This window comes from Aeromonas sp. s4 (assembly GCF_040907855.1).
Taxonomy (GTDB): domain Bacteria; phylum Pseudomonadota; class Gammaproteobacteria; order Enterobacterales; family Aeromonadaceae; genus Aeromonas; species Aeromonas caviae.
This window is the reverse complement of record NZ_JBFOCP010000012.1, coordinates 1-22,196: the sequence shown is the minus strand read 5'-3', so window position 1 is coordinate 22,196 and position 22,196 is coordinate 1. Positions and strand designations below refer to the sequence as shown.

Annotated in this window: 21 protein-coding genes; 10 read left to right on the top strand and 11 right to left on the bottom strand. The window is 60.8% G+C overall.

The window, feature by feature from the left end:
• Positions 1-342 precede the first annotated feature (342 nt).
• Positions 343-975: a LysE family translocator gene (locus AB5Y89_RS02355; protein ID WP_045521897.1), complete on the top strand. Its 633-nt coding sequence runs from the start codon at positions 343-345 to the stop codon at positions 973-975.
• 82 nt (positions 976-1,057) lie between these two features.
• Here the strand turns inward: AB5Y89_RS02355 and fis are convergent, their stop codons facing one another.
• A complete protein-coding gene (gene fis / locus AB5Y89_RS02350; protein WP_005309538.1) occupies positions 1,058-1,354 on the bottom strand; it encodes a DNA-binding transcriptional regulator Fis in 297 nt (98 codons plus the stop codon).
• A gap of 25 nt (positions 1,355-1,379) precedes the next feature.
• Positions 1,380-2,345 carry a tRNA dihydrouridine synthase DusB gene (dusB, locus tag AB5Y89_RS02345; protein WP_010675552.1) on the bottom strand — a complete coding sequence of 322 codons (966 nt, stop codon included), beginning with the start codon at positions 2,343-2,345 and terminating at the stop codon, positions 1,380-1,382.
• A gap of 290 nt (positions 2,346-2,635) precedes the next feature.
• On the opposite strand from dusB, the gene AB5Y89_RS02340 reads away from it, so the two are divergent.
• The 4 genes from AB5Y89_RS02340 (at position 2,636) to AB5Y89_RS02325 (ending at position 7,446) form a co-directional block, all read left to right on the top strand.
• Positions 2,636-4,042 (top strand): TolC family protein, encoded by a 1,407-nt coding sequence (locus AB5Y89_RS02340; RefSeq protein ID WP_161957753.1) that lies wholly within the window; start codon positions 2,636-2,638, stop codon positions 4,040-4,042.
• Between the two features lie 73 nt (positions 4,043-4,115).
• On the top strand, positions 4,116-5,120 hold the full coding sequence (locus AB5Y89_RS02335) for an HlyD family secretion protein (RefSeq protein ID WP_080767988.1): 1,005 nt from the start codon (positions 4,116-4,118) through the stop codon (positions 5,118-5,120).
• Positions 5,120-6,256 carry an ABC transporter permease gene (locus AB5Y89_RS02330; RefSeq protein ID WP_124245238.1) on the top strand — a complete coding sequence of 379 codons (1,137 nt, stop codon included), beginning with the start codon at positions 5,120-5,122 and terminating at the stop codon, positions 6,254-6,256. Before AB5Y89_RS02335 ends, AB5Y89_RS02330 begins: the two co-directional genes overlap by 1 nt.
• Complete coding sequence (locus AB5Y89_RS02325) at positions 6,253-7,446, top strand: ABC transporter permease (RefSeq protein WP_128344717.1); 1,194 nt, start codon at positions 6,253-6,255, stop codon at positions 7,444-7,446. The genes AB5Y89_RS02330 and AB5Y89_RS02325 overlap by 4 nt, the downstream gene beginning before the upstream one ends.
• A gap of 56 nt (positions 7,447-7,502) precedes the next feature.
• On the opposite strand, the gene AB5Y89_RS02320 is transcribed toward AB5Y89_RS02325, so the two are convergent.
• From AB5Y89_RS02320 to AB5Y89_RS02310, 3 genes are all read right to left on the bottom strand, one after another.
• Positions 7,503-8,138 (bottom strand): SDR family oxidoreductase, encoded by a 636-nt coding sequence (locus AB5Y89_RS02320; RefSeq protein WP_128344719.1) that lies wholly within the window; start codon positions 8,136-8,138, stop codon positions 7,503-7,505.
• A gap of 127 nt (positions 8,139-8,265) precedes the next feature.
• Positions 8,266-9,120, bottom strand: a complete 855-nt coding sequence (locus AB5Y89_RS02315) for a DnaA/Hda family protein (RefSeq protein WP_010675546.1) — start codon at positions 9,118-9,120, stop codon at positions 8,266-8,268.
• Between the two features lie 72 nt (positions 9,121-9,192).
• Entirely contained in the window at positions 9,193-9,867 is a 675-nt protein-coding gene (locus AB5Y89_RS02310) for a DnaT-like ssDNA-binding domain-containing protein (RefSeq protein ID WP_039041329.1), read from the bottom strand.
• Positions 9,868-10,142: 275 nt separating this feature from the next.
• Between AB5Y89_RS02310 and AB5Y89_RS02305 the strand changes: the two genes are divergently transcribed.
• Positions 10,143-11,114, top strand: coding sequence for a response regulator (locus AB5Y89_RS02305; RefSeq protein WP_029314797.1), 972 nt, complete (start codon positions 10,143-10,145; stop codon positions 11,112-11,114).
• A 70-nt stretch (positions 11,115-11,184) separates the two neighbouring features.
• On the opposite strand, the gene AB5Y89_RS02300 is transcribed toward AB5Y89_RS02305, so the two are convergent.
• The 3 genes from AB5Y89_RS02300 to AB5Y89_RS02290 form a co-directional block, all read right to left on the bottom strand.
• A complete protein-coding gene (locus tag AB5Y89_RS02300; RefSeq protein WP_041212400.1) occupies positions 11,185-12,582 on the bottom strand; it encodes a peptide MFS transporter in 1,398 nt (465 codons plus the stop codon).
• Between the two features lie 213 nt (positions 12,583-12,795).
• Positions 12,796-13,707 (bottom strand): UTP--glucose-1-phosphate uridylyltransferase GalU, encoded by a 912-nt coding sequence (gene galU, locus AB5Y89_RS02295; RefSeq protein WP_128272143.1) that lies wholly within the window; start codon positions 13,705-13,707, stop codon positions 12,796-12,798.
• Between the two features lie 94 nt (positions 13,708-13,801).
• Positions 13,802-14,119 carry a ComEA family DNA-binding protein gene (locus AB5Y89_RS02290; RefSeq protein ID WP_041213860.1) on the bottom strand — a complete coding sequence of 106 codons (318 nt, stop codon included), beginning with the start codon at positions 14,117-14,119 and terminating at the stop codon, positions 13,802-13,804.
• Positions 14,120-14,283: 164 nt separating this feature from the next.
• On the opposite strand from AB5Y89_RS02290, the gene cysQ reads away from it, so the two are divergent.
• The gene (gene cysQ, locus AB5Y89_RS02285; RefSeq protein ID WP_323944864.1) at positions 14,284-15,054 is read left to right on the top strand and encodes a 3'(2'),5'-bisphosphate nucleotidase CysQ; all 771 of its coding nucleotides are present in this window, start codon (positions 14,284-14,286) and stop codon (positions 15,052-15,054) included.
• Positions 15,055-15,117: 63 nt separating this feature from the next.
• Here cysQ and AB5Y89_RS02280 read toward each other — a convergent pair whose 3' ends face one another.
• The 3 genes from AB5Y89_RS02280 to AB5Y89_RS02270 form a co-directional block, all read right to left on the bottom strand.
• Entirely contained in the window at positions 15,118-15,414 is a 297-nt protein-coding gene (locus tag AB5Y89_RS02280; protein WP_010675539.1) for a YciI family protein, read from the bottom strand.
• Positions 15,415-15,438: 24 nt separating this feature from the next.
• Complete coding sequence (locus tag AB5Y89_RS02275; protein WP_045521880.1) at positions 15,439-15,990, bottom strand: septation protein A; 552 nt, start codon at positions 15,988-15,990, stop codon at positions 15,439-15,441.
• Positions 15,991-16,095: 105 nt separating this feature from the next.
• The gene (locus AB5Y89_RS02270; protein ID WP_322131883.1) at positions 16,096-17,601 is read right to left on the bottom strand and encodes an aminotransferase class V-fold PLP-dependent enzyme; all 1,506 of its coding nucleotides are present in this window, start codon (positions 17,599-17,601) and stop codon (positions 16,096-16,098) included.
• A 191-nt stretch (positions 17,602-17,792) separates the two neighbouring features.
• Between AB5Y89_RS02270 and AB5Y89_RS02265 the strand changes: the two genes are divergently transcribed.
• The 3 genes from AB5Y89_RS02265 to AB5Y89_RS02255 all read left to right on the top strand — a co-directional run.
• Positions 17,793-18,425 (top strand): hemolysin III family protein, encoded by a 633-nt coding sequence (locus AB5Y89_RS02265; RefSeq protein WP_039041319.1) that lies wholly within the window; start codon positions 17,793-17,795, stop codon positions 18,423-18,425.
• A 121-nt stretch (positions 18,426-18,546) separates the two neighbouring features.
• Positions 18,547-20,208 carry a putative transporter gene (locus tag AB5Y89_RS02260; protein WP_010675535.1) on the top strand — a complete coding sequence of 554 codons (1,662 nt, stop codon included), beginning with the start codon at positions 18,547-18,549 and terminating at the stop codon, positions 20,206-20,208.
• Between the two features lie 222 nt (positions 20,209-20,430).
• The coding region (locus tag AB5Y89_RS02255; protein WP_368222813.1) for a retention module-containing protein at positions 20,431-22,196 on the top strand (1,766 nt) is incomplete at its 3' end.

Below are 22,196 nucleotides of genomic sequence, written 5' to 3'. Positions count from 1 at the left end.
GATGGTAGTGTGGCATTCGCCATGCGAGAGTAGGACACTGCCAGGCACCCAATACAAGAAACCCCGCTCACTCGAGCGGGGTTTTTTATTGCCTGTAATTTATTTTTTAGATAATAAGTCTGGCTAATGCACAAAATCCAGTCTATTACATCGATAAACATTGCTATTCAGCCAGTATCACTGCCTTTCAAACGGCTCTATCTCTCTTTCTCACCTGGTTGAGCGCCAAGTATCTCCGGCTCAAACGCTATTCCCTTCCTTGATAATCACTATCGCCGGAAACGGGAGTGACAAGTACTTCAGGATCCATAGACTGTTTCTTTCATGTACAAGGAGCTGTCTATGTTGGGGATCCACGATCTGGCGTTGTTTGTCGTTTCTGGCCTGCTGTTGAACATGATGCCTGGGCCTGACTCCCTGCTCATCATGCTGCGCAGCGGCTCCCAGGGCTGGCGTGCAGGGTCCATGGCGGCATTGGGTATCGGGACAGGTACCATGGTGCATGTGTTGGCGGCGGCGCTGGGACTGTCTGCCCTGTTGAGTGCCTCCGCCGAGCTGTTTGCCGTCATCAAGCTGATGGGGGCGCTCTATCTGGTCTATCTCGGTGTGTCCATGCTCTGGCAGAGGAGTGGCACTTCAACGTCTGTGGATGGGGCTGTGGCGCTGCCTGCGCTCTCTTATGGGCGCATCTTCCGGCAGGGGTTGCTCACCAATGTCCTCAATCCCAAGGTGGCGCTCTTTTTTCTCGCTTTTGTGCCCCAGTTCATCGATCCCGCTTCACCGCAAAAGGCGATGGCATTCATCGTGCTGGGCTGCATCTTCAATCTCAACGGCATGATCTGGTGCCATCTGCTGGCATTTTCCACCGCGTTTGCAAGCCGCAAGGTGCGACTACCCACCCGGGTGGCCACCTGGCTGAATCGTGTGATGGGGGGGCTGTTCGTGGGGCTTGGTATCAAGCTGGCGGTGGAGTGAGCAGGTAAACACCGGGCATAGAAAAAGGCGTATCCCATCGCTGGGATACGCCTTCGTCTGCACTGCAGCAGAATGACCGGGATCAGTTCATGCCGTAACGCTTGAGTTTCTTGCGCAGGGTGCCGCGGTTGATGCCCATCATCACGGCGGCGCGAGTCTGGTTGCCACGGGTGTACTGCATGATCACGTCCAGCATGGGAGCTTCGACTTCGGAGAGAACCATATCGTACAGATCAATCACTTCCTGACCGTTCAACTGGGCCAGGTAGTTACGCAGGGCCTGTTGCACAGAGTCACGCAGGGGGCGTTGGGTCGGCTCGGCAGCGTGATTGTGAGTAGTTGTTACCAATGCATCAGAAGTCAGGGTTTGTTCGAACATATTCGGTCGGCTCTTTAGTTATGCGTTAACCTAATCCATCGAAATACGCTTCGAGTGCCTCGAGTTGTGCGTCTGCACAATCCAGGGCATTGAAGTGCTTACGGAATTCTCGGCCCGCCTCTTCTTCATCCAGATACCAGCCCACGTGTTTACGGGCAATGCGCGCTCCCAGATAGGCACCGTAAAACTGGTGCAGATTGGTGACATGCTCGTTCATCAGGGTGCGAACCTCTTCCCTGTCGGGAGGCGGCAGCTTGGTGCCCGTTTCAAGAAAATGGCGGATTTCCCGGAAAATCCAGGGTCGTCCTTGCGCAGCACGGCCGATCATCACGGCGTCGACACCGGTATAGTCGAGGACATACCGGGCTTTCTCCGGGCTATCGATGTCGCCATTGGCGACAACAGGAATCGATACGGCCTGCTTAATCGCCCTGATAGTGTCGTACTCCGCTTCGCCCTTGTAGAGGCAGGCACGGGTACGACCATGCACGGCAAGGGCCGCGATACCGCAATCTTCGGCGATTCGGGCGATCTCCTCGCCATTGCGGTTATCCGGATCCCATCCTGTGCGGATCTTCAAGGTGACAGGTACTTCCACCGCATCCACCACGGCCCGGCAGATGGATCTGACCAGGTCTGGCTGACGCAGCAGGGCGGAACCTGCCAGCTTCTTATTCACTTTTTTTGCCGGACATCCCATGTTGATGTCGACGATCTGAGCGCCCTGCTCCACGTTGTAGCGGGCAGCAAACGCCATCATCTCGGGGTCGGCACCGGCAATCTGGACCGATCGCAAGCCGCCTTCAGCAGAGTGATCCATTCTCATCCGGGTTTTCTGGGTATCCCAGACATCCGGGTTGGCCAGCAGCATCTCGGAAACGGCCATACCGGCTCCCAAACGTAAACAAAGTTCACGAAATGGTCGGTCTGTTACACCGGCCATGGGGGCCACGATCAGGGGAGTTTCAAGCGTGTGGGGACCTATCTGCATTCCACGGTTACCATCGGCTTAGGGCGGCGTATATTACGCATTTTTTAGTCAGGAGAAAAGGTTAGTATTTGAGCGTCAGCCATTTTTTTCTGAAAAAAACGTCGCGCCAAGGCTTGCAAATTCAGGAGTGCTTGAAAATCGGACATATTGTCTGTGACCATGGTCAGGAGGGCGCGAGTGAGGGGGATGGTGATTTGTGAGTCTCCCTCTCAAGCCGGTTTAGGCTATGATAGCGGGCCTGAATTGAGCAAAGACTCTACACAATTTCATTACAAACGGATCGGGGATGTATGACGGCAAAGTTCATCAAATCGCTCTGCCCATGCCTGCTGGGTATCGTGCTGGGGTCGGCTCAGGCGCAGACGGTCAGCTTTACCGAGGCCTGGAGCCGGGTCATCCAGCAGGATGACGGCTTGGCGGCAGAGCAGGCCGGGGTGGAGCGGGCCCAGCAACTGCGGGAGGCGGCCAAGGCCATGTACCTGCCCAAGGTGGATGTGGGGGCAAGCTATACCCATCTCGATCAGCCGATGGAGCTGGACATGCTGGATCTCAACCCCATCGCCAATCATCCGGAATTCGGCAAGGTCCTGGGGCCCGTGATGCAGGCACTCAACCTCAGCCCGAGCGATTTTGTCACCCCCCTCACCAAGCAGAACGTGGTGACCAGTTCGGTCAAGATGCTATGGCCGCTCTTTACCGGCGGGCGCATCGATGCGGCCCAGGATATTCGTCAGGCCCAGGTGAGCGAGGCTGAGCAGTTGCTGGTGCTCAAACAGCAGTCCACCTTCGAGAGCCTCTCCCAGACCTACTTCGGGGTGGTGCTGGCGGCGCAGGTGGTGCAGACCAAGCAGGAGATCGAGCAGGGACTGGCACACCATCTGGATCATGCCAAGAAGCTCGAAGCCCAGGGGCAGATCGCCAAGGTGGAGCGCCTTTCGGCCCAGTCTGCCTATGACAGGGCACGTATCGATACCCAGAAGGCCAGGCGCAGCCTGGAGATCGCCCAGCTGGCGCTCGGCCACATGCTCAAGCTCAAGCAGGCTGAGCCCAATACCGCCCTCTTCATCAACGAAGGGATGCCAGCCTTGTCTCCCTTTGTGGAGGAGACCCTGTCGGTGCATCCCGGTCTCAAGCTGTTGACGGCCAAGAAGGAGCAGGCCCAGGGGATGATCAAGCTGGAGAAGGGCAAATACGCCCCCGAGCTCTTCCTGTTCGGCAATTACAACCTCTATGAAGATGATTCCATCGTCTCCAAGACCACACCGGACTGGCTGGTTGGTGTCGGGGTCAGCATGCCGCTGGTGAGTCGTGATGGCCGCTCCGAGACGGTCCAGGCAGCCAAGAGCGCCGAACTCCAGGTCAACCTGCTGCAAGCCAAGACCCGCCAGGATCTGGAGCTGCTGGTCGAGAAGACCTGGCGCGAGGCTGCCCAGGGACTGGAGGAGTATCACTCTCTCTCCTCGACCCAGGCGCTGGCCGAGGAGAACGTGCGGTTGCGTGACAAGGCATTCGGTCAGGGGCTCTCCACTTCCCTTGATGTGGTCGATGCCCAGACCCAGCTTGCCGGGGTCAAGACCCAGCGCGCCGCCGCCGCCTATCAATACGTGATCTCTCTGGCCCGCCTGTTGGCACTCTCCGGTCAGATGAACAGTTTCAACCAGTATCAGCATGGCCAGGCGATCGAGGTGAACTCATGATCGCGCTCTCTTCCACTCCGTTATTCATGTCCGTTTCGACCGTCAAGGGTCGCCCGTTTGCCGAGGTGAATTCATGAGTCATCCCCCCATCAAGAAGAAGATGAGCCAGGGCAAGCCCTGGCTGCTGCCACTGGCGCTGGTATTGCTTGTGCTCTGGCTGGGCTGGCGCTTCTGGCTGGCCTATCAGCCGGAGCCGGTGCGTCTGCAGGGGCAGATAGAGGCGCAGCAGTATTCGGTCTCTTCCAAGGTGGCGGGCCGCATCGACGAGGTACTGGTGAAGAAGGGGGATCAACTGGCCAGGGGCCAACTGGCGTTCACTCTGGCGAGCCCGGAGATCGAGGCCAAGCTGAGTCAGGCCAAGGCCGGGCAGGCCGCGGCTGGTGCCATGGCCGAAGAGGCCGAGAAGGGGGCGCGAGTGCAGCAGATCGCGGCCGCCAAGGATCAGTGGCAACAGGCCAAGGCGGCTGCCCTGCTTCATGGCAAAACCTACGAGCGTATTGCCAGCCTGCATCGGGATGGCGTGATGTCGCTGCAAAAGCGTGACGAGGCCTGGACGGCCTGGCAGGCGGCGAAGTACAGCGAGGGCATGGCCTGGCAGCAATACCAGATGGCACTGGAAGGGGCGCGGGAAGAGACCAAGATAGCGGCCCGCGAGCAGGCCAAGATGGCGGCTGGCGGAGTGGCGGAAGTGGAAGCCTATCTGGCCGATACCCGCATCGCCAGCCCACACGAGGGGGAAGTTGCCCAGGTGCTGTTACGTAGCGGCGAGCTGGCTCCCCAGGGCTTCCCCGTGGTGACCTTGCTCGACATGAAGGATGCCTGGGCCCAGTTCCATGTCCGTGAGGACCTCTTGCCAAGGTTCCCGGTCGGTACCGAGTTTGATGCCCGTATTCCCGGCCTGGGGGATCAGCTGGTGCGCTTCAAGGTGACCCATGTGGCCGTGATGGGGGATTTCGCCACCTGGCGTGCCACCGACACCCGCCAGGGGTTCGACATGAAAAGCTTCCAGGTGGAAGCGCGCCCCTTGCAGCCGGTTGACGGGCTGCGGGTCGGCATGAGCGTGCTGGTCGAGCTCTGATGGGACGCGAATGGCGGTTGCTCTGGCAGGACCCGTTCGGCCGGGCGCTGGCGAGCTGGGTCCCCTTGCTGCTGATAGGGATCCTGTGCTGGATCTTTTCAGCCGGCCTGGCGCGGGATCTCAAGGTCGGTCTGGTGGATCTGGATCGCAGCCCCCTCTCCCGACAACTGGCGTTCTCTCTCGATGGCTCCGCCGGGCTCAAGATAGCGCAGCAGTTTGACGCCATCGACGAGGGGGCCAGGGCACTGCGAGGGGGGGACATCTATGCCCTGGTGGTGATCCCCCATCACCTGGAGCGGGATGCCCGGCAAGGCACTCAGCCGCAGGTCACCGTGTTCAACAATGGCCAGTTCATCCTGATTGCCAAGCTGGTCAACTCCGCACTGGCCCAGGTGGTGGGAACTCTCAATGGTCAGGTAGGGGTGTTGGAGGCCATGGCCGACGGCAAGACGCTGCCCGGTGCCCTGGGACAATCCGTACCCATTGCGAGCCAGGTTACCGCGCTCTACAACATCAATTCCAGCTACGCCCAGTTTCTGCTGAGCGCCCTGCTGCCTGCGGTGTGGCAGATCCTGGTTGTGCTCTATGGCCTGAATGCCCTGGCCCGCACCGATCGCCTCGGGTTGGACTGGACCACCAGAGGGGTCTGGTTCGGCCTCTGGCGTACCCTGCTGCCCCACGTGCTCATCGGCTGGGGGTGGGGTCTGGCGTGGAGTCTGCTGCTGTTCAAGGGGCTTGGGTACCCCATGCAAGGCAGTTGGCTGGTGCTGACGGCGGGGCTGGGACTGGCGTCGGCCGCTTGCGTCACCATGGGGGCCTTCTTCTACGGCATCATCCGGGATCCGGCGCGGGCGCTCTCTCTGGCCGGCGCCTACACGGCGCCGGGATTTGCCTTCATGGGGGTCACCTTTCCGGTCAGTGCCATGGGGGATGTGGCCCAGTTCTGGCGCAGCCTGCTGCCCATCTCCCACTATGTGGAGCTGCAGATCGGGCAAACCAACTACGGTCAACCGTTGACGGCAGCCCTGCCCCAGCTCGGGGCCCTGCTGCTGTTTCTGCTGCCCCTGCTGCTGGTGGTACATCGCTACCGGACGCCGTCGGGTGCGGCCCTGCCCCATGAGGAGTCCAGGCCATGATGGGATTCTGGGATCTGGTGCGCCTTGAGCTGCGCACCCTCTTGGCGGATCGCGCCATCATGCTGACCCTGTTTGGCGGCGTCTTCTTCTACTCCTTCCTCTACCCCCAGCCCTACCTGCACCAATTGCCCAGGGAAGAGCCCGTGGTGGTGGTCAACGAGGATGGCAGCCAGCTCTCCCGCCAGCTGGAGTTCATGGCCGATGCCACGGCACAGGTGAAACTGGTGGCCCGTGCCGGTTCGCTCGACGAGGCCCGCCAGATGATGCTGACCGGCAAGGCGAGCGGCATCTTGCACATTCCCCGCCACTTCTATCGGGATCTGATGCTGGGCAGGAGCGTGACCCTGGGTTATGCCGGGGATGCCTCCTACTTCCTGGTCTATGGCACCATTGCCGAAGGGCTGGCCCAGGCGGGGGGCACGCTCGCCGCCCAGGTGAAGGTGGCCAGGCTGTTGAGCCAGGGCGAGGCGCTGCTCCAGGCTGCCATGGGCTGGAACGCGGTGGCCCTCAATGTGCTGCCGGTATTCAACCCCACCATGGGCTATGTGAACTACGTGGTGCCTGCGGTATTCGTGCTGATCCTGCATCAGGTGTTGCTGATGGGGACCGGCATCCTGGGGGCGACCCAGAACCAGCGCAGCCGCCGTGGCGAGTCAGGCTACTGGCAACATGCTCCCGTGCCGGCCTTGTTGCTGGCCCGCACCCTGGTGGTGGGGGCTCTTTTCGTCCTTCCGGTGACCTACTTCTTCGGCTTCTGCTTCGATCACTACGGTATTGCCCGCACCGCTGTACCCGGCGAACTCTGGCTCTTTACCCTGCCGTTCCTGTTGGCCACCACCTGGCTCGGGATCGTGCTCGGTGCCCTGTTCACCCGCCGTGATCTACCGACCCAGGTGGTGCTTGTCTCCTCTTTGCCGCTGGTCTTCCTGGCCGGCTTTATCTGGCCCCTTGAGCTCATCCCGGCCCCCCTCAACTGGCTGGCCCAGTGGGCACCGAGCACGCCGGCCATCGAGGGATTCCTGCGCCTCAATCAGATGGGGGCCGACTTTGCCCAGGTCTCCCGCTACTGGTGGCAGTTGTGGGGACTGGCGCTGCTGTATGGCGCTCTGGCGTGCTGGTTGCTCCGCTGGCGTCAACCGTGCCCTGCAACGCGGCCGGATGATGGGGCGACAGCGTCTTCCACCGACTAGGCCCCTTGCAACAACACGGTCAGCCATTGGGCTGACCGTGTTGCCATTCACAGGGATCATGGCTGATTCAGACCTGGATCGCCGATGGCATAGATCTGGCCGCACGCCTCCTGGTCGGTGAGCAGTTGCAAACCCCGTATCGCCACATCCTGGCGCCTGACCAGGCCATGCCTCTCTTGCCCCTGGCTCAGGATGGCCTGACCCGTGGGCTCCCCATCCTGCAACCCTGCGGGGCGTAAAATGGTCCACGCCAGGGGGCTTGTCTGCAGCCAGCTTTCCGCCAGGCTCTTGAGGCGTACCTCGTGTCCGAAGGCGGCGCGAGCCCGCTCGGGCAGGTATTGCCAGCTGTCGCCACAACCGAGGGAGGTGACCAGCAGCAGGCGGCTGAGCCCGGCGCGCTCCATCTCGTCGATCACATGGCGGTTGCCCTGATAATCCACCGGTGCACTCTGGCGAAAGCTGCCGAGGGTGGAGACTACCCGGGCATCCCTGCCCGCCAAGCGGCAAGCCTGGGCCACGGCCAGGGGGTCCAGGGCATCTCCGATGACGACCTCGACTCCCAGGGTATGCAGCTCGCTGGCCATGTCGGCATGGCGCACCAGGGCAACGACCTTGTGGCCCAGTTGCAGTGCGTGGTCGGTGAAGGCGCGGCCCAGTCCGCGACTAGCACCGAAGATGAGTGTGGTTGGCATGACAGGCCCTCTCGAACAAAAGAGCAAGCCTAGAGCCTGGATGGCTCTCTGTAAATGAGAGTAGTTTTTATTTGTGAGGTGCAGGGGATATGAAGGGCCGGACATCAGGGACGCCGGCCCGACGGGATCAACCGTTGTAATGGCCGATGCTGGGACGGCGGCTGGGTCCGCTCAGGTGGATGTCCACCGGATTGAACGCCTTGATCGCCTCATAGCTGAAATCACCGATGGCCTGATGCAGGCTCTGGGGGCTGTGGTTGGTGATGATGATGACGCTTTTGGACAGGTTGCGACGACGGCGCAGCAGGTGGCCGAGGAAGCTGGACTGACTCTCGGCCATCTTGGCGCGGTTGGCCGCCACCTCGTCGATGATCAGCAGGTCCACCTCTTCCAGGGCGCGGCGGTACTGGTTGCGCTCCTCCTGATCCTGGATGACGTTGAAGAAGAGCCTGTCCACGATGGAGGCCCACTGCTGGAAGATCACCGACTTCTGGTGGCGCGCGATCAACTCGTGGGCCACGGCGCCCGCCAGGGTGGATTTGCCGGTACCGTAATCGCCGTAGATCAGCATGCAGCCCCCGCCGCTCTTCTCCCAGTGCTCGAAACCGCTGATGAAGTAGCGGGCTGTCTCGATGGGGTATTGCAGGGCCGGGTCACCGGAATCCATCTTGTCGAAGATCCAGTCCGGATTGAGGTCGGCCTGGGCGATCAGCTTCTGGATCCGCTCCTGGCGAGCGGCCTTCTGCAACTCGCGCACTTCGGCATTGGCCTTGGCGTCGTACTCCTTGCGCAGGGTCTCGTAGTCGTACTGGCTGCCGCCGGTTGCGGCCCGCAGTCGGAGAATACGTTGCTGCAGGCTGCTGACGTGACGCTTGAGCTCGGGATCATGAGCCCGTTGCTCCTGTCTCGCCTTGGCGATTTTCTGGCGTTTGGCCTCGATCTCTTCCAGTGCCTGGCGCATCGGGTCGTGCGGATCTGTCATGGAATTCTCCTTCTGCTAGGGCTGTGGCTGGATGGGCAGGGGGTCAATAGTGCACTTCGTGGCCGCCTGGTATCAATCATTCTCCGGCTCCTGAGCTTGTGCCAGCCGTTTGGCCTCATCGATCATCTCTTGCGCCCGGCGGCTCGGGCCAGCCTCTACCGGGGCTGGCGCGACCTGCTGGTACCCGGTGACCACGGTCGCCGGGCGGCGGGCGTAGCGCCGACTCTTGAGGGCCCGAATAAATTTCAACATCCACTGGTGCTGGGAGTCGAACACCTCGGGGCGGCCGAGCCAGTAAGCGATGAACTCCCCGAGATCCTCTTCGCTGTAGCTGGCATCGATCACCCCGCACAGGCGTGCGAGAGCAGGCAGTTCTTCGTCCGGACGCCACTGCAGGTGCATCTGGAACGGGCGTGCCGGCAGAGGGCTGCGCACCCGCTGGCTCAGCAACGGCAACTGGAAAGGGCACTGGTGGTAGTGCTCACTGTCAGCCTGGGCCTCGACCTGAAGCAGTTCGGCCTCCATCAGCTCGTCGAGCAGTTCGGTCAGCTGGCGAGCGTTGACCTGATAGCTGAAACCACCGGGATTGCCCGGATCGACGACAGCCAGTGCCCGGCCAAGCTCGGGATAGTTGAGTCGGGCCAGCCGATTTTCCAGCACCAAGCGGCGCAGTTGCAGGGTATAGAGGCTGCGGGCCGGATGGGAGAGTCTGGGATGGGCGAGGGCGCTGTATTCGGCTGGCGTCATGGTCTGCTTCACGATCTGGAGTGGAGGGCATTATCCCTCATGGCGGTGCCTCATACAATTCATGGTGCCGACCTGCGAGAGAACGGCTGCCGGGCGACGGTTGCCGATCATCTCTGCGCAAGGGGGCGAGCAAAATAGTCGGACTATTTCAAACGCTTGGCAGATACCAAGGCCAGCCCGGCTCGCTGCTCGACAATATTGTGTGGCGGTATCCAGCGCCCATGATCTAGTCTTAATGCTCAAATAACCATTTGACTAATAAGAGCTTTGTCAAGATGTCAAAAGCCGGACTACGGATCTTGGTGGTAGAAGACGAAGCGGTTTTTCGCCACTCACTGGTATCTTATCTCGAGCACGACGGGGCCTGCGTCTTTCAGGCAGAAGACGGGATTGAGGGGCTCTCTGCCGCAGCGCTCTATCACCCCGATGTGGTGTTGTGTGACCTGAACATGCCGAACATGGATGGCCATGAGGTGATTGCCTGCCTCACCGCCCGCTATCCACAGGTGCCCGTCATCGTCATCTCCGGTCAGGATCAGATGGCTGCGATCGAGCGTGCGCTGCGGGCGGGGGCCAGGGACTTCTTCATCAAACCGGTGAATGACTATGAGCAGATCCGCCGCAGCATCGAGCAATGCCTGACAAACCTCGGGCATCAGAGCCAGCAACTGGAGCTGATGGAGCACATCGACTTCTTCCGTGGCCACGATCTGGCGAGCAGCCGGCTGCTCGCCTGGTTGGCCCCCCCTGGCATGCAGGAGTGGGGGCCCTGGCAGGTCACCTTTGCCGGCATGGGCAATCTCTTCATCCCGGATACCTTCAAACTGGACGACAAGCTGCTGGTACTGGTGATGGAATTGCCCATCCTCGGTGTGGATGCGGCCTTCTGTGGTGCCTTGGTGCGATCCCTGATGAACGGCCCCTATCGCCAATACCAGCAACAAGAGAGCCTGCTGTTGACCCAGCCACACCGATTGCTGGATTACCTCAATCTGCAACTGCTGGAGTCGGGCCTGCGTCACTCCTTTGCCATGGCGGCCCTGCTGTTCGATCAGGAGGATGGGCTGCTTTTTGCAAATGCCGGGCTCACCTCACCTCACTGGTTGATGCGTGCAGGGGGGTTGCCGCTCGGCTTGATGCGCAGCAGTCGCTACACGTTGCACAGGCGAAGCTGGCACGAGCCCTTTGATCTGCAGTTTCGCAGTGACAGCGGCAGCGCCCTGACGATGCAGGTTCGTCACCACTGACGCCGTGAAGTGAACACATGTAAACAGGGCGCCCATGGGCGCCCTGTTTGGTCTCTGCTGTCCTGACCGGTCAAACGGTCGCAGACTGCAGTTTCTGCTCTTGTTCTTCGGGCTCTTTGGCCGGGCCTTCGGCACCGTGCATCCAGTAGACCAGGCGGTTGGCCATGGTCAGCAGGATGAGGGCGCTGATCACGGCGGCCAGTGCGATGCCACCGAAGATGGCCATGGCGCCGGATTCGCCGACGAAGGAGCCGATGAAGCCGGCGGCATAGTTGGCCAGGGCCACGAAACCGAACCAGGCACCCATCATCAGGGAGGCCAGGCGCAGCGGAGCCAGCTTGGTCACCATGGAGAGACCGATGGGAGAGAGGCAGAGCTCGCCCAGGGTATGGAACAGGTAGGCACCGACCAGCCAGAACATGGAGGTCTTGACAGCCTGATCACCACCTTGCTCCAGCACGGCACCGATCATGAACAGGAAGCCGACGGCCAGGAACAGCAGGCCCATGGCGAATTTCACCGGGGAGTTCGGCTCTTTCTTGCCGAGCTTGATCCAGATGGCGGCCACGACAGGGGCCAGGGTGATGATGAAGAAGGGGTTCAGGGACTGGAACCAGGCGGTCGGCACTTCGAAGCTGCCGATCATGCGGTCGGTATACTCCTGGGCATACAGGTTCATCAGACCACCGGCCTGCTCGAAGCCGGCCCAGAAGATGATGGTGAACAGGCCCAGTACCAGGATCACCTTGATGCGATCCACTTCCTGTTTGGTCAGGGGCGCTTTTTGCTCCTTGGAGCGCTGCAGGGCGGCACGCTGGGCGGCGGGCACACGGCCGATGTCGCCAAGGAAACGCTGGGCCATGGTGGCCTGCACGACCAGGGAGAGCAGCATGCCGATACCGGCGCTGACGAAGGCGGCTTGCCAGCCATAGGCGGTGGCGGCGGCGCCGCAGATCACGCCGGCCAGGAGGGAGCCCAGGTTGATGCCCATGTAGAAGATGGTGAAGGCGCCGTCACGACGGTGATCCCCTTCTTTATACAGGTCGCCCACCATGGTGGAGATGTTCGGTTTGAACAGGCCGTTGCCCACGATCAGCAAGCCAAGGCCGGCATAGAAGACGGTGTTGACCATGTCAGGGAACATGGCGTGAGGCAGTGCCAGGGTAAACTGGCCGGCGGCCATCAGCACGGCACCGAACAGGATGGCACGGCGCTGGCCCAGGAAGGTATCAGCGAGCCAGCCGCCGATGATGGGGGTGATGTAGACCAGACCGGTATAGATGCCGTACAGCTTGAGGGCGTCGGCCTGGGTCCAGCCCATGCCACCGTTGGCGGTCAGGTCGGTCAGATAGAGGACGAGCACGGCACGCATGCCGTAATAGGAGAATCTCTCCCACAGTTCGGTACTAAAGAGCAAAAAAAGCCCTTTAGGGTGACCTAAAAAGGTCCCTTTGGACGGGTTATTCATTGGAACTTCCACCTGTGTCTTATATTTTTTTAGAAATTTTATGCAAGGGCTAGGAACAAGCCTTAATCCTTATAGAACAAGCGACTTTAAATTACAATATTATGATTTAGCGATATTTTATCTATCAATGGTTGAATATTTGTTTATAAAATGAAAAAGGGCATCGAATGATGCCCAGTTTTTTATTCTGCTTATCTTGTAAATATTCAGAGATTACAGCTCTTTGGCAAACTGCTTCAGCCAGCTGGTGAATTCTTTGCTGAGTTCCCGATGGCGCACGGCGTATTCCACATTGGCCTTCATGTAACCGAGCTTGCTGCCGCAATCGTGGCTGCGTCCCTTCATGAAGTAGGCATTGACCTGCTCCTTTTCCATCAGCATGGCGATGGCATCGGTCAGCTGGATCTCGTCGCCGGCGCCGGCCGGGGTTTTTTCCAGCAAGGGCCAGATATTGGCCGAGAGCACATAGCGACCGACCACGGCCAGGTTGGACGGGGCTTCATCCCGGGGGGGCTTCTCGACGATGGCCTGCATCGGCAGGGACATGCCTTCGCTCAGGGCCTCCCCCTTGATGTCGGCGATGCCGTATTTGTCCACTTCGCTCTCGGGGACGGCTTCCACCATGATCTGGCTGATCTGATCCTCTTCGAACAGATGCACCATCTCCGCCAGGTTGTCCTGCTTCAGATCGCTGGCCACCTCGTCGATGAGCACATCCGGCAGCAGAACGGCGAAGGGTTGATCCCCGATGAGGGGGCGGGCACACAGTACTGCATGACCCAGGCCTTTTGCTTCCCCTTGACGCACGTGCATGATGGTCACGTCTTTGGGACAGATGTGCTGAACCTCTTCCAGCAGTTGGCGCTTGACCCGCTTCTCCAGGGTCGCCTCCAGCTCGAAGCTCTTGTCGAAGTGGTTCTCGATGGAGTTCTTGCTTGAATGGGTCACCAGGATGATCTCCTTGATGCCGGCGGCGATGGCTTCGCGCACCACATACTGGATCAGCGGCTTGTCGACCACGGGCAGCATCTCCTTGGGGATGGCCTTGGTGGCGGGCAGCATGCGGGTACCCAGACCGGCAACGGGGAGAACGGCCTTGCGAACAACGAGCGGTGTCTTTTTCATGGAGTGAGTCCGAAGATACAAAGTGGGCTCATGATACCCGAAGAAAAATAGGGCAGCCACAGGCTGCCCTTGGGATGGCAGGGATTCAAACCGGTTACTTGACGATAATCATGTCCCGGTTTGCTTCCAGCGTGGCAGGTCCGATGCCACTGACGTCCGCCAGTTGATCGACGGAGGTGAACTTGCCCTGCTTCTCCCTGTGGTCGATGATGGCCTGTGCCTTCTTCTCGCCAATGCCCTTCAGGGCGGTGAGCTCGCCGGCACTGGCGGTATTGAGATTGATCTTGCCGCTCTCCTTGACTTGGGTGGTGGCCACAGGCTTGGTCGCCGCCTTGTCGGCGGCCAGCAGAGGTTGGCTCAACAGGGGGAGGCAGCCCAACAGCAGTGCGGCGATCAGGGTCTTCTTGTTCATATCGTCATGTCCTTATGTGGCGTTAGTATCACATTTATCATTAGCTGTGTTGCGCCACTTTTTGTCTGTCAGTTTTGACACTGTATAAGTCAGTGCAAACGGCTATAAGCCGAAGATACTCACTCGGTTACACTGACCAACCCTTTGAGCGAGAACTCTTTTCCATGTATCTACCCGCCATTTCCGAACTGGAGCCCATCGCCCGCGCCGCCGGTGAGGCCATCATGTCCATCTACAGCCAGCCCTTTGCGGTGGAGTACAAGCAGGACGAGAGCCCGCTGACGGCGGCGGACAAGGGGGCCCACGAGGTGATCGTTCAGGCGCTGGCGCGTCTCACTCCCGATATCCCGGTCTTGTCGGAAGAGTCCTCCCCCGAGGTGATGGCTGCGCGACTCGGCTGGTCCCGCTACTGGCTGGTGGATCCTTTGGATGGCACCAAGGAGTTTGTCTCCCGCAACGGCGAGTTCACGGTGAATATCGCCCTGATTGAACAGGGGATCCCGCGCTGGGGGCTGGTCTATGCCCCGGTACTGGACAAGCTCTGGTATGGGGGCAAGGGGATTGGCGCCTGGCGTGTGGCCGATGGCAGGCACGAGACCATCCAGACCCGCCCTCATGACGCTGGGCAAGTGTGGCGCGTGGTGGGCAGTCGCAATCACCTGTCGCAGGAGACACTCGAGTATCTGGCCCGTTTTGGCGAACTGGAGCGGGGCGAGATCGAGCTGGTTTCCATGGGCAGCTCTCTCAAGTTTTGCATCATTGCCGAGGGGGAGGCCGAGCTTTACCCGCGGCTCGCACCGACCTGCGAGTGGGATACGGGGGCAGCTCAGGCGGTACTGGAAGGGGCGGGGGGCAGCGTCACCCAGCTCGATGGTTCGCCGCTTTGCTACAACAAGCCCGATATCCTCAATCCCTGGTTTGTGGCCAGGGCCTGAGTCAGCATCGGATACGAAAAGGCCGGACAGTGTCCGGCCTTTTTCTTGTCAGCCTCGATGGGCTCAGAAGACTTTCTTGAACGGTTTGATGGTCACCCTGGCGTAGACCCCTGCCGCAACATAGGGGTCCGCATCGGCCCAGGCCTGGGCGTCGGCCTGACTGGCAAAGTCGGCGATGACGGTACTGCCGGTGAAGCCCGCATCGGCCGGATCCTCGGCATCGATGGCCGGGTTGGGGCCGGCCGTCAGCAGGCGGCCCTCATCCTGCAAGGCTTGCAGGCGGGCCAGGTGGGCAGGGCGTGCCAGCTTGCGCTGGGGCAGGCTGCCCGCGACATCTTCGGAGTAGATCAGATACCACATGGAACAATCCCTTTCTGGTTGCGGTTATTTTTTCTGTTCTGCGTTCTGCTCGGCCGGCATGTGGCGATAGAGATAGACGCCGCTGAGCAGGGTGAAGACCAGGGTCATGCCCAGCAGGCCGAACACCTTGAAGTTGACCCACATCTCCTGGGAGAGGTTGAAGGCCACGTAGAGGTTGAGCAGGCCGCACAGGGTGAAGAAGCCGACCCAGCCGAGATTGACGTTGTCCCAGACCCGGTCGGGGGCTTGGAGCTCCTTGGCCAGCATCTGCTTGATGAGGTTCTTGCCAAAGCCATAGCGGCCGATGAGCAGGGCGAGGGCAAAGAGTACGTTGATGACGGTCACCTTCCACTTGATAAAGGCATCGTCGTGGAAGAAGACGGTGAGGCCGCCGAAGAAACCGACCAGCACGAAGGTGAACAACTGCATCTTCTCGACCCGGCGATAGCGAAGCCAGCTGTACAGGAGTTGCAGGCCAGTGACGACCACCAGGGCGCCAGTGGCGGTGTAGATGTCGTAAAACTTGTAGACCGCGAAGAAGACGATCAGGGGGATGAACTCGATAAACTGCTTCATGCTGGGCTCTAACCTCAAAATTTCACTCAGTGTACCTGCCCGTCAGACAACGGCAAATGAATAAGACCGTCCATTCTGCAGGCAGTTCCTTCCCGGGGCGGCGGGTTACTCGAACAGCTGGCTGGCAATCTGGTTGCCAAGGCGCACCTGATCGTCCAGCAATGCGTGTATGTCTGCTTCCTCGATGAGAGGGTTGAGTAGGACGGCGCGCAGCAGCGTGAGCGGTTGCTCGCCATAGCGGGAGACTGCGCGCTGGGTGCGTGAGACGAAGCTGTGCCCTTCGGCGCGCTGGGCTTTTTGCAGGGCGACGTTGAAGAGATTGATCTGTTCGTTGGCCGCCACATCGGGCACCTGACCTTGCAGGTGGGGCGGAATGCATCGGTAGGAGAGCAGGTTCATGACAGGTGCCGACATCAGCTCGAAGGCGGGGCTGGCGTCGATGAGCGCGGCCATTCGCCTCGCCCTGTCGTAGTTGGCGTCGATGAGTTGGGCATAACCCTGCTGTCCCAGCATCTGGAAGGCGGCATCCAGATAGAGCGCGTTGGCGGGACGGGTCCCCTCCAGAGTGAAGCGCCCCTGATCGAAGGAGGTGGCGCGGATGGCGTAGGGAGCCTCGCGCTTCACCGTCATCATCAGGTCCGGTTGGCGGCAGAGCAGCATGCCGGTACCTAGCGGGACCAGCAACTGCTTGTGACCGTCAAGGGTGACGGTATCGGCGTGCTCTATCCCCGTAAGCAATCCCTGATAGCGGGGCGAGAAGAGGGTCGGACCACCCCAGGCCGCGTCCACGTGGAAGTGGATTTGCTCGCGCCGGGCGATGGCGGCCAGTTCCGGCAGCGGGTCGACGGAGCCAAAATCCGTGCTGCCAGCCACGCCGACCAGCGCCAGCACCTTGAGCTTCTGCTCCCTGCATTGTTGAAGGGCCTGTTCCAGTGCCGCCAGACTGAGCCGATTGTGCTCGTCTGTGTCGAGACGCCAGACGCTGCGAGCCCCGAGTCCCAGCAGATCCATCCCCTTGTCGAAGGAGTAGTGCATCAGCCGCGAGCCCAGAATGACGGCGCCGCGATAGCCCTGCTCGGCGAGGGCGAACAGGTTGTCGCCACAGGCCCGGTTGCGGGCCAGCCAGAGGGCGGTGACGTTGGCGATGGTACCGCCACTGGTCATGACGCCGAGGGCTGCATCCTTGGCATGCATCTGGGCTGCATAGAAGGCGTCGTCCTGGCGGTAGACCAGACGGTGCAGCTTGGCCAGCACTTCCCGCTCCAGAAAGCTCAGCAGACGGGAGGACTCCATCTTCATCGGGTTCTGGTTGAGCATCACCAAGAGCCGGGAGAGCTCGGCGGTGAAGGCCGGCAGCGGTGCCGTCATGTGTCCCATGTAGCGGGGAGAGGTGAGGTGCGATGCCCCGGGTACCAGGGTAGCGAGCCGTGCCAGATAGTCCCGGGGAGAGATGCCGATGGCGGGCATGCACGACTGATCGAGCTGGTGGGTGAAGCTGCCCCGCTGATAGGGGGCCTGACTGTCGTCGGAATGATGGAAATGCTCCAGCAGGGCCGTCATGGCCTTGCCGAAATCAGGATCCGGTTGTGTAAACAGTTCAGTGAGCTTCATCGGGTTCTCCAGACCAGATTGTCGGGCAGACGCGGCCATCCGCATGGGCGGCGTCGGCGGCAGAGCATACACCAAAGGGGCGGGGGGCACAGCCATCTCTGGCCCTCCCTCTCCTCGCCCCTTTATTTTCAGCTAACGCTTGTAGCCTGAAACGTCGGCCGCTAGAGTGGGCCGGTAATGGGTTGGAGGTAATGATGGATGTGACGGGGTACTCCCCACGGGAAGAGTGGGCGAATCGCCTCAGCCATGGGCTGGGGCTGCTGCTGGGCGGACTGGGACTGGTCTTGCTGCTGCACAAGGGGTGGGATCAGGGGCCCAGGGTACTGCTGAGCTACGGCGTCTACGGTGCCAGCCTGGTATTGCTCTATCTCGCCTCGACGCTCTATCACAGCGTGAGCTCGGTGGCGGCCAGACGCTGGAGCAAGCTGTTCGATCACTGCGCCATCTATCTGCTGATCGCCGGCACTTATACCCCCTTCCTGTTGGTGGCGCTCGATACGCCGCTGGCGCAAGGACTGATGGTGGTGATCTGGGGGCTGGCCCTGGCGGGGGTCGTGTTCAAGCTGATCTTCATCAATCGCTTCAAGAAGGTGTCGCTATTTACCTATCTGATGCTGGGCTGGCTGTCGCTGGTGGTCATCTACCAGCTCTATCTGCATCTGGATGGTACCGGGCTCCTTCTGCTGGGGCTGGGTGGTCTCATCTACAGCCTGGGAGTGATCTTCTATGTGGCCAAGCGCATTCCCTACAACCACGCCATCTGGCACCTGTTTGTGCTGGGGGGCAGTCTGTGCCACTTCATGGCCATTTATGGCTACATCTGATGGCTAACCCTTAATTGGTATTTTTGTGCTCATGAAAGCCTGAATTCGTGCGGCACCCCACAGTTGCCCCCTTCGTTTGCTGACAAGCTAGTGCCAGTTCAGTTTGGAAAGGATGCAAACGATGAGTGAGATCGCGCTTTCCATCAGCATGCTGTCGCTGGTGGCAGTGCTGGGGCTCTGGCTGGGAAACTGGCGAGTCTATGGCGTGGGTTTGGGTATTGGCGGGGTGCTGTTCGGCGGCATCATAGTGGGCCACTTCGCCGGCTTGTCCGGCTTGAAGCTGGATGAGCAAACACTTCATTTTATTCAGGAATTCGGCCTGATCCTGTTCGTCTACACCATAGGCATCCAGGTCGGTCCCGGCTTCTTCTCTTCTTTGCGCAGTTCGGGCCTCAAGCTCAATGGTTTCGCGGCCCTGCTGGTTCTGCTCGGCTGCCTGGTGGCGGCAGCGTTGCACCAGCTGTTCGATGTACCGCTGCCGGTGATCCTCGGGGTCTTTTCCGGGGCCGTGACCAATACCCCGTCCCTGGGGGCTGGCCAGCAGATCCTGGCCGAGCTGGGGGCGGATCCTGGATCCACCGGCCTGATGGGGATGGGCTATGCGGTGGCCTACCCGTTCGGGATCTGCGGCATCCTGCTCACCATGTGGCTCATCCGTATGTTCTTCCACATCAAGATCGAGGAGGAGGCGGTCGCTTTCGAGCAGCAGGCTGGCAAGACCAAGGAGAGTCTGCAAACCATCAACATTGCTGTGCGCAATCCCAATATGCATGGCCTGATGCTCCGCGAGATCCCGAGTCTGGACGAGGCGGACGTCATCTGTTCCCGCCTCAAGCGTGGCGACGAGCTGATGGTGCCAAAGCCCGACTCGCGCATCGAACTTGGCGACCTGCTGCACCTGGTGGGGGAGCGCCATGCCCTGCACAAGGTGCTGCTGGTGCTTGGAGAGGAGGTAGACACCTCCCTCTCCACCCGCGGGACCGATCTGCGGGTCGAGCGGGTGGTGGTCACCAATGAGCAGGTGCTCGGCAAACGGATCCGCGATCTCGACATCAAGCAGAAATACGATGTGGTCATCTCGCGCCTGAATCGGGCCGGCATCGAGCTGGTGCCGACCAGCCAGACCAGTCTGCAGTTCGGTGACATCCTGAACCTAGTGGGGCGGCTCGATGCCATCGAGGCGGTCACCAGCGTGGTGGGCAACGTGCAGCAGAAACTGCAGCAGGTGCAGATGCTGCCCGTCTTCATCGGCATCGGGTTGGGGGTATTGCTCGGATCCATTCCCTTCTACCTGCCGGGATTCCCGGCGGCGCTCAAGCTGGGGCTGGCAGGGGGACCGCTGGTGGTGGCGCTCATCCTGTCTCGTATCGGCAGCATCGGCAAGCTCTACTGGTTCATGCCGCCGAGCGCCAACCTGGCGCTGCGGGAAATAGGCATAGTGCTCTTCCTGGCGGTGGTGGGGTTCAAGTCCGGGGCTGGCTTCATCGACACCCTGATCAACGGCGACGGTCCCGCATGGATGATGTACGGTGTGGCAATCACCCTCATCCCGCTGCTGCTGGTGGGTGTGCTGGCACGCCATTATGGCAAGCTCAACTACCTCACGCTATGCGGTCTGCTGGCCGGCTCGATGACGGATCCTCCCGCTCTGGCATTTGCCAACGGCATGCACCCCACCAGTGGTGCCAGCGCACTCTCTTACGCGACCGTCTACCCCCTGGTGATGTTCCTGCGGATCATCTCGCCCCAGCTGCTGGCCATCCTGCTCTGGGCCGGTGTCTGACACCTCACGAGACGGGAGCCGATGAGGCTCCCGTCTTCGTTTTGTCACAATTGATGCTATTGATTTAATTAATTTTATTTATCTTCTGCGTCCCTTCGTTTTCGCCCCGAAACCCGGCTTCATTTCGGTCTGTTCATTCGATTTTTCTCACTGGTTTATGGCCTGATAAACGGGCACATTGGAGGCTGGAGCAATATGCCCTTCGATATTTCAGGAGAAACCATGAGCAATCAGCGCATCGTATTGGATCAGGATGTCGTCGTTACCCACTTGCAAGGCAAAATGTATCTGGTCGCCGCCGACGGGAGCCAGAGACTCGTTGCAGAAGGCGATGTACTGCCCAAGGATGCGGTATTGCTTGCGCCCGAAGGGGCCAGTTTCCAGGGAGGGGAGACCACGTTTACCCTGGGTTCCGGCGAGCGCCCCGAACAGGGTGACGCCGTGCTGGCGAACGCGGGTACGCCCGATGACATCGCCGCCTTGCAGCAAGCGATTCTGGACGGGACCGACCCCACCAAGGCATTCGAGGCGTCGGCGGCGGGCGGAGCCCCGGCCGCTGGCAATGCGGGGGGCGTGGCTGGTGCCAGCGGCAACGGCGGTTTCGTCACTATCGATCGTACCGGTGATGCAACCATCTCCAGCGCAGGCTTTGACAGTGCGAACCCGGCTGGCGCGGCGCCGCTGGTGGATGCGCAAAGCAGCGAGGATGAGCTGGTCGACCTCACCGCTCCCGTCATCACCGTCTCTGCCCCCGACAACACCAACGATCGGACGCCGACCCTGACCGGTGCCACGGATGCCCCCGCTGGCAGCACGGTGACTCTGGTGGTGACCGATGCCAACGGCAATCAGCAGACCCTGACCGCTACGGTACAACCGGATGGCAGCTTCAGCGTGGATGTCACCACACCGCTGGCCGAAGGGGGCTATCAGGTGACGGCTTCCGTGACCGATCCGGCCGGCAACACCGGCACCGCGACCGATGATGGCAGCGTGGACATTACGGCTCCGATCGTGACGGTGAATGCACCGGACAATACCAATGACAACACCCCGACCATCACGGGTACCACGGACGCCGCCCCCGGCAGCACGGTGACCCTGACGGTGACCGATGCCAACGGCAATCAGCAGACCCTGACCGCCACGGTACAACCGGATGGCAGTTACAGCGCGGATGTCGTGACGCCGTTGCCAGATGGGGGCTATGACGTGACTGTCAGCGTGACTGATCCTGCTGGCAACAGAGGCACGTCGAGCGACGATGGTAGCGTGGACACCACGGCGAACATCACGGTGAGCCTGGATGACGTGAACGCGGCCAATGTGGCCAACACGCCCATCAGCGGCACCTCCGATGTCGGCCCGGGTCGTACCGTGACCCTGGTGATCAGCGATGCCACCGGTAAGAGCGTGACAGTCACTGCCGTCACCGATGCCGATGGCAACTACCAGACCAGCGCCGATCTGAGCGGGCTGGCGGATGGCAACCTGACCGTGGTGGCCAGCGTTACCGACGCGGCGGGCAACCCGGCCAGCGCCACCGACGACACCACCTTGCTCGACACCACGCCACCGGATGCCAGCATCACCCTGGATGGCAACATCACCCCTGACGACGTGATCAACGCGGCCGAGTCCAAGCAGGACATCGCCGTGACCGGTCGCGTGGGTGGCGACGTGAAAGAGGGCGACACCGTCACTCTGACCGTCAATGGCAAGGCCTTCACCGGTCTGGTCTTGGCCGACAAGACTTTCAGCATCAATGTGCCGGGTAGCGACCTGGTGGCCGATGGGGACAAGGTGATCGACGCCACGGTCACCACCACCGACGCGGCGGGCAACAGCACCACCGTGACCGATACCGAGGGTTACAGCGTCGACACCCAGGGTCCGAGCGTGGAAGTCAACATTGTTGACGATCAGCTGACCGTGGGTGAGACCAGTCCGGTGACCTTCACCTTCAGCGAGAAGGTGACCGGGTTCGA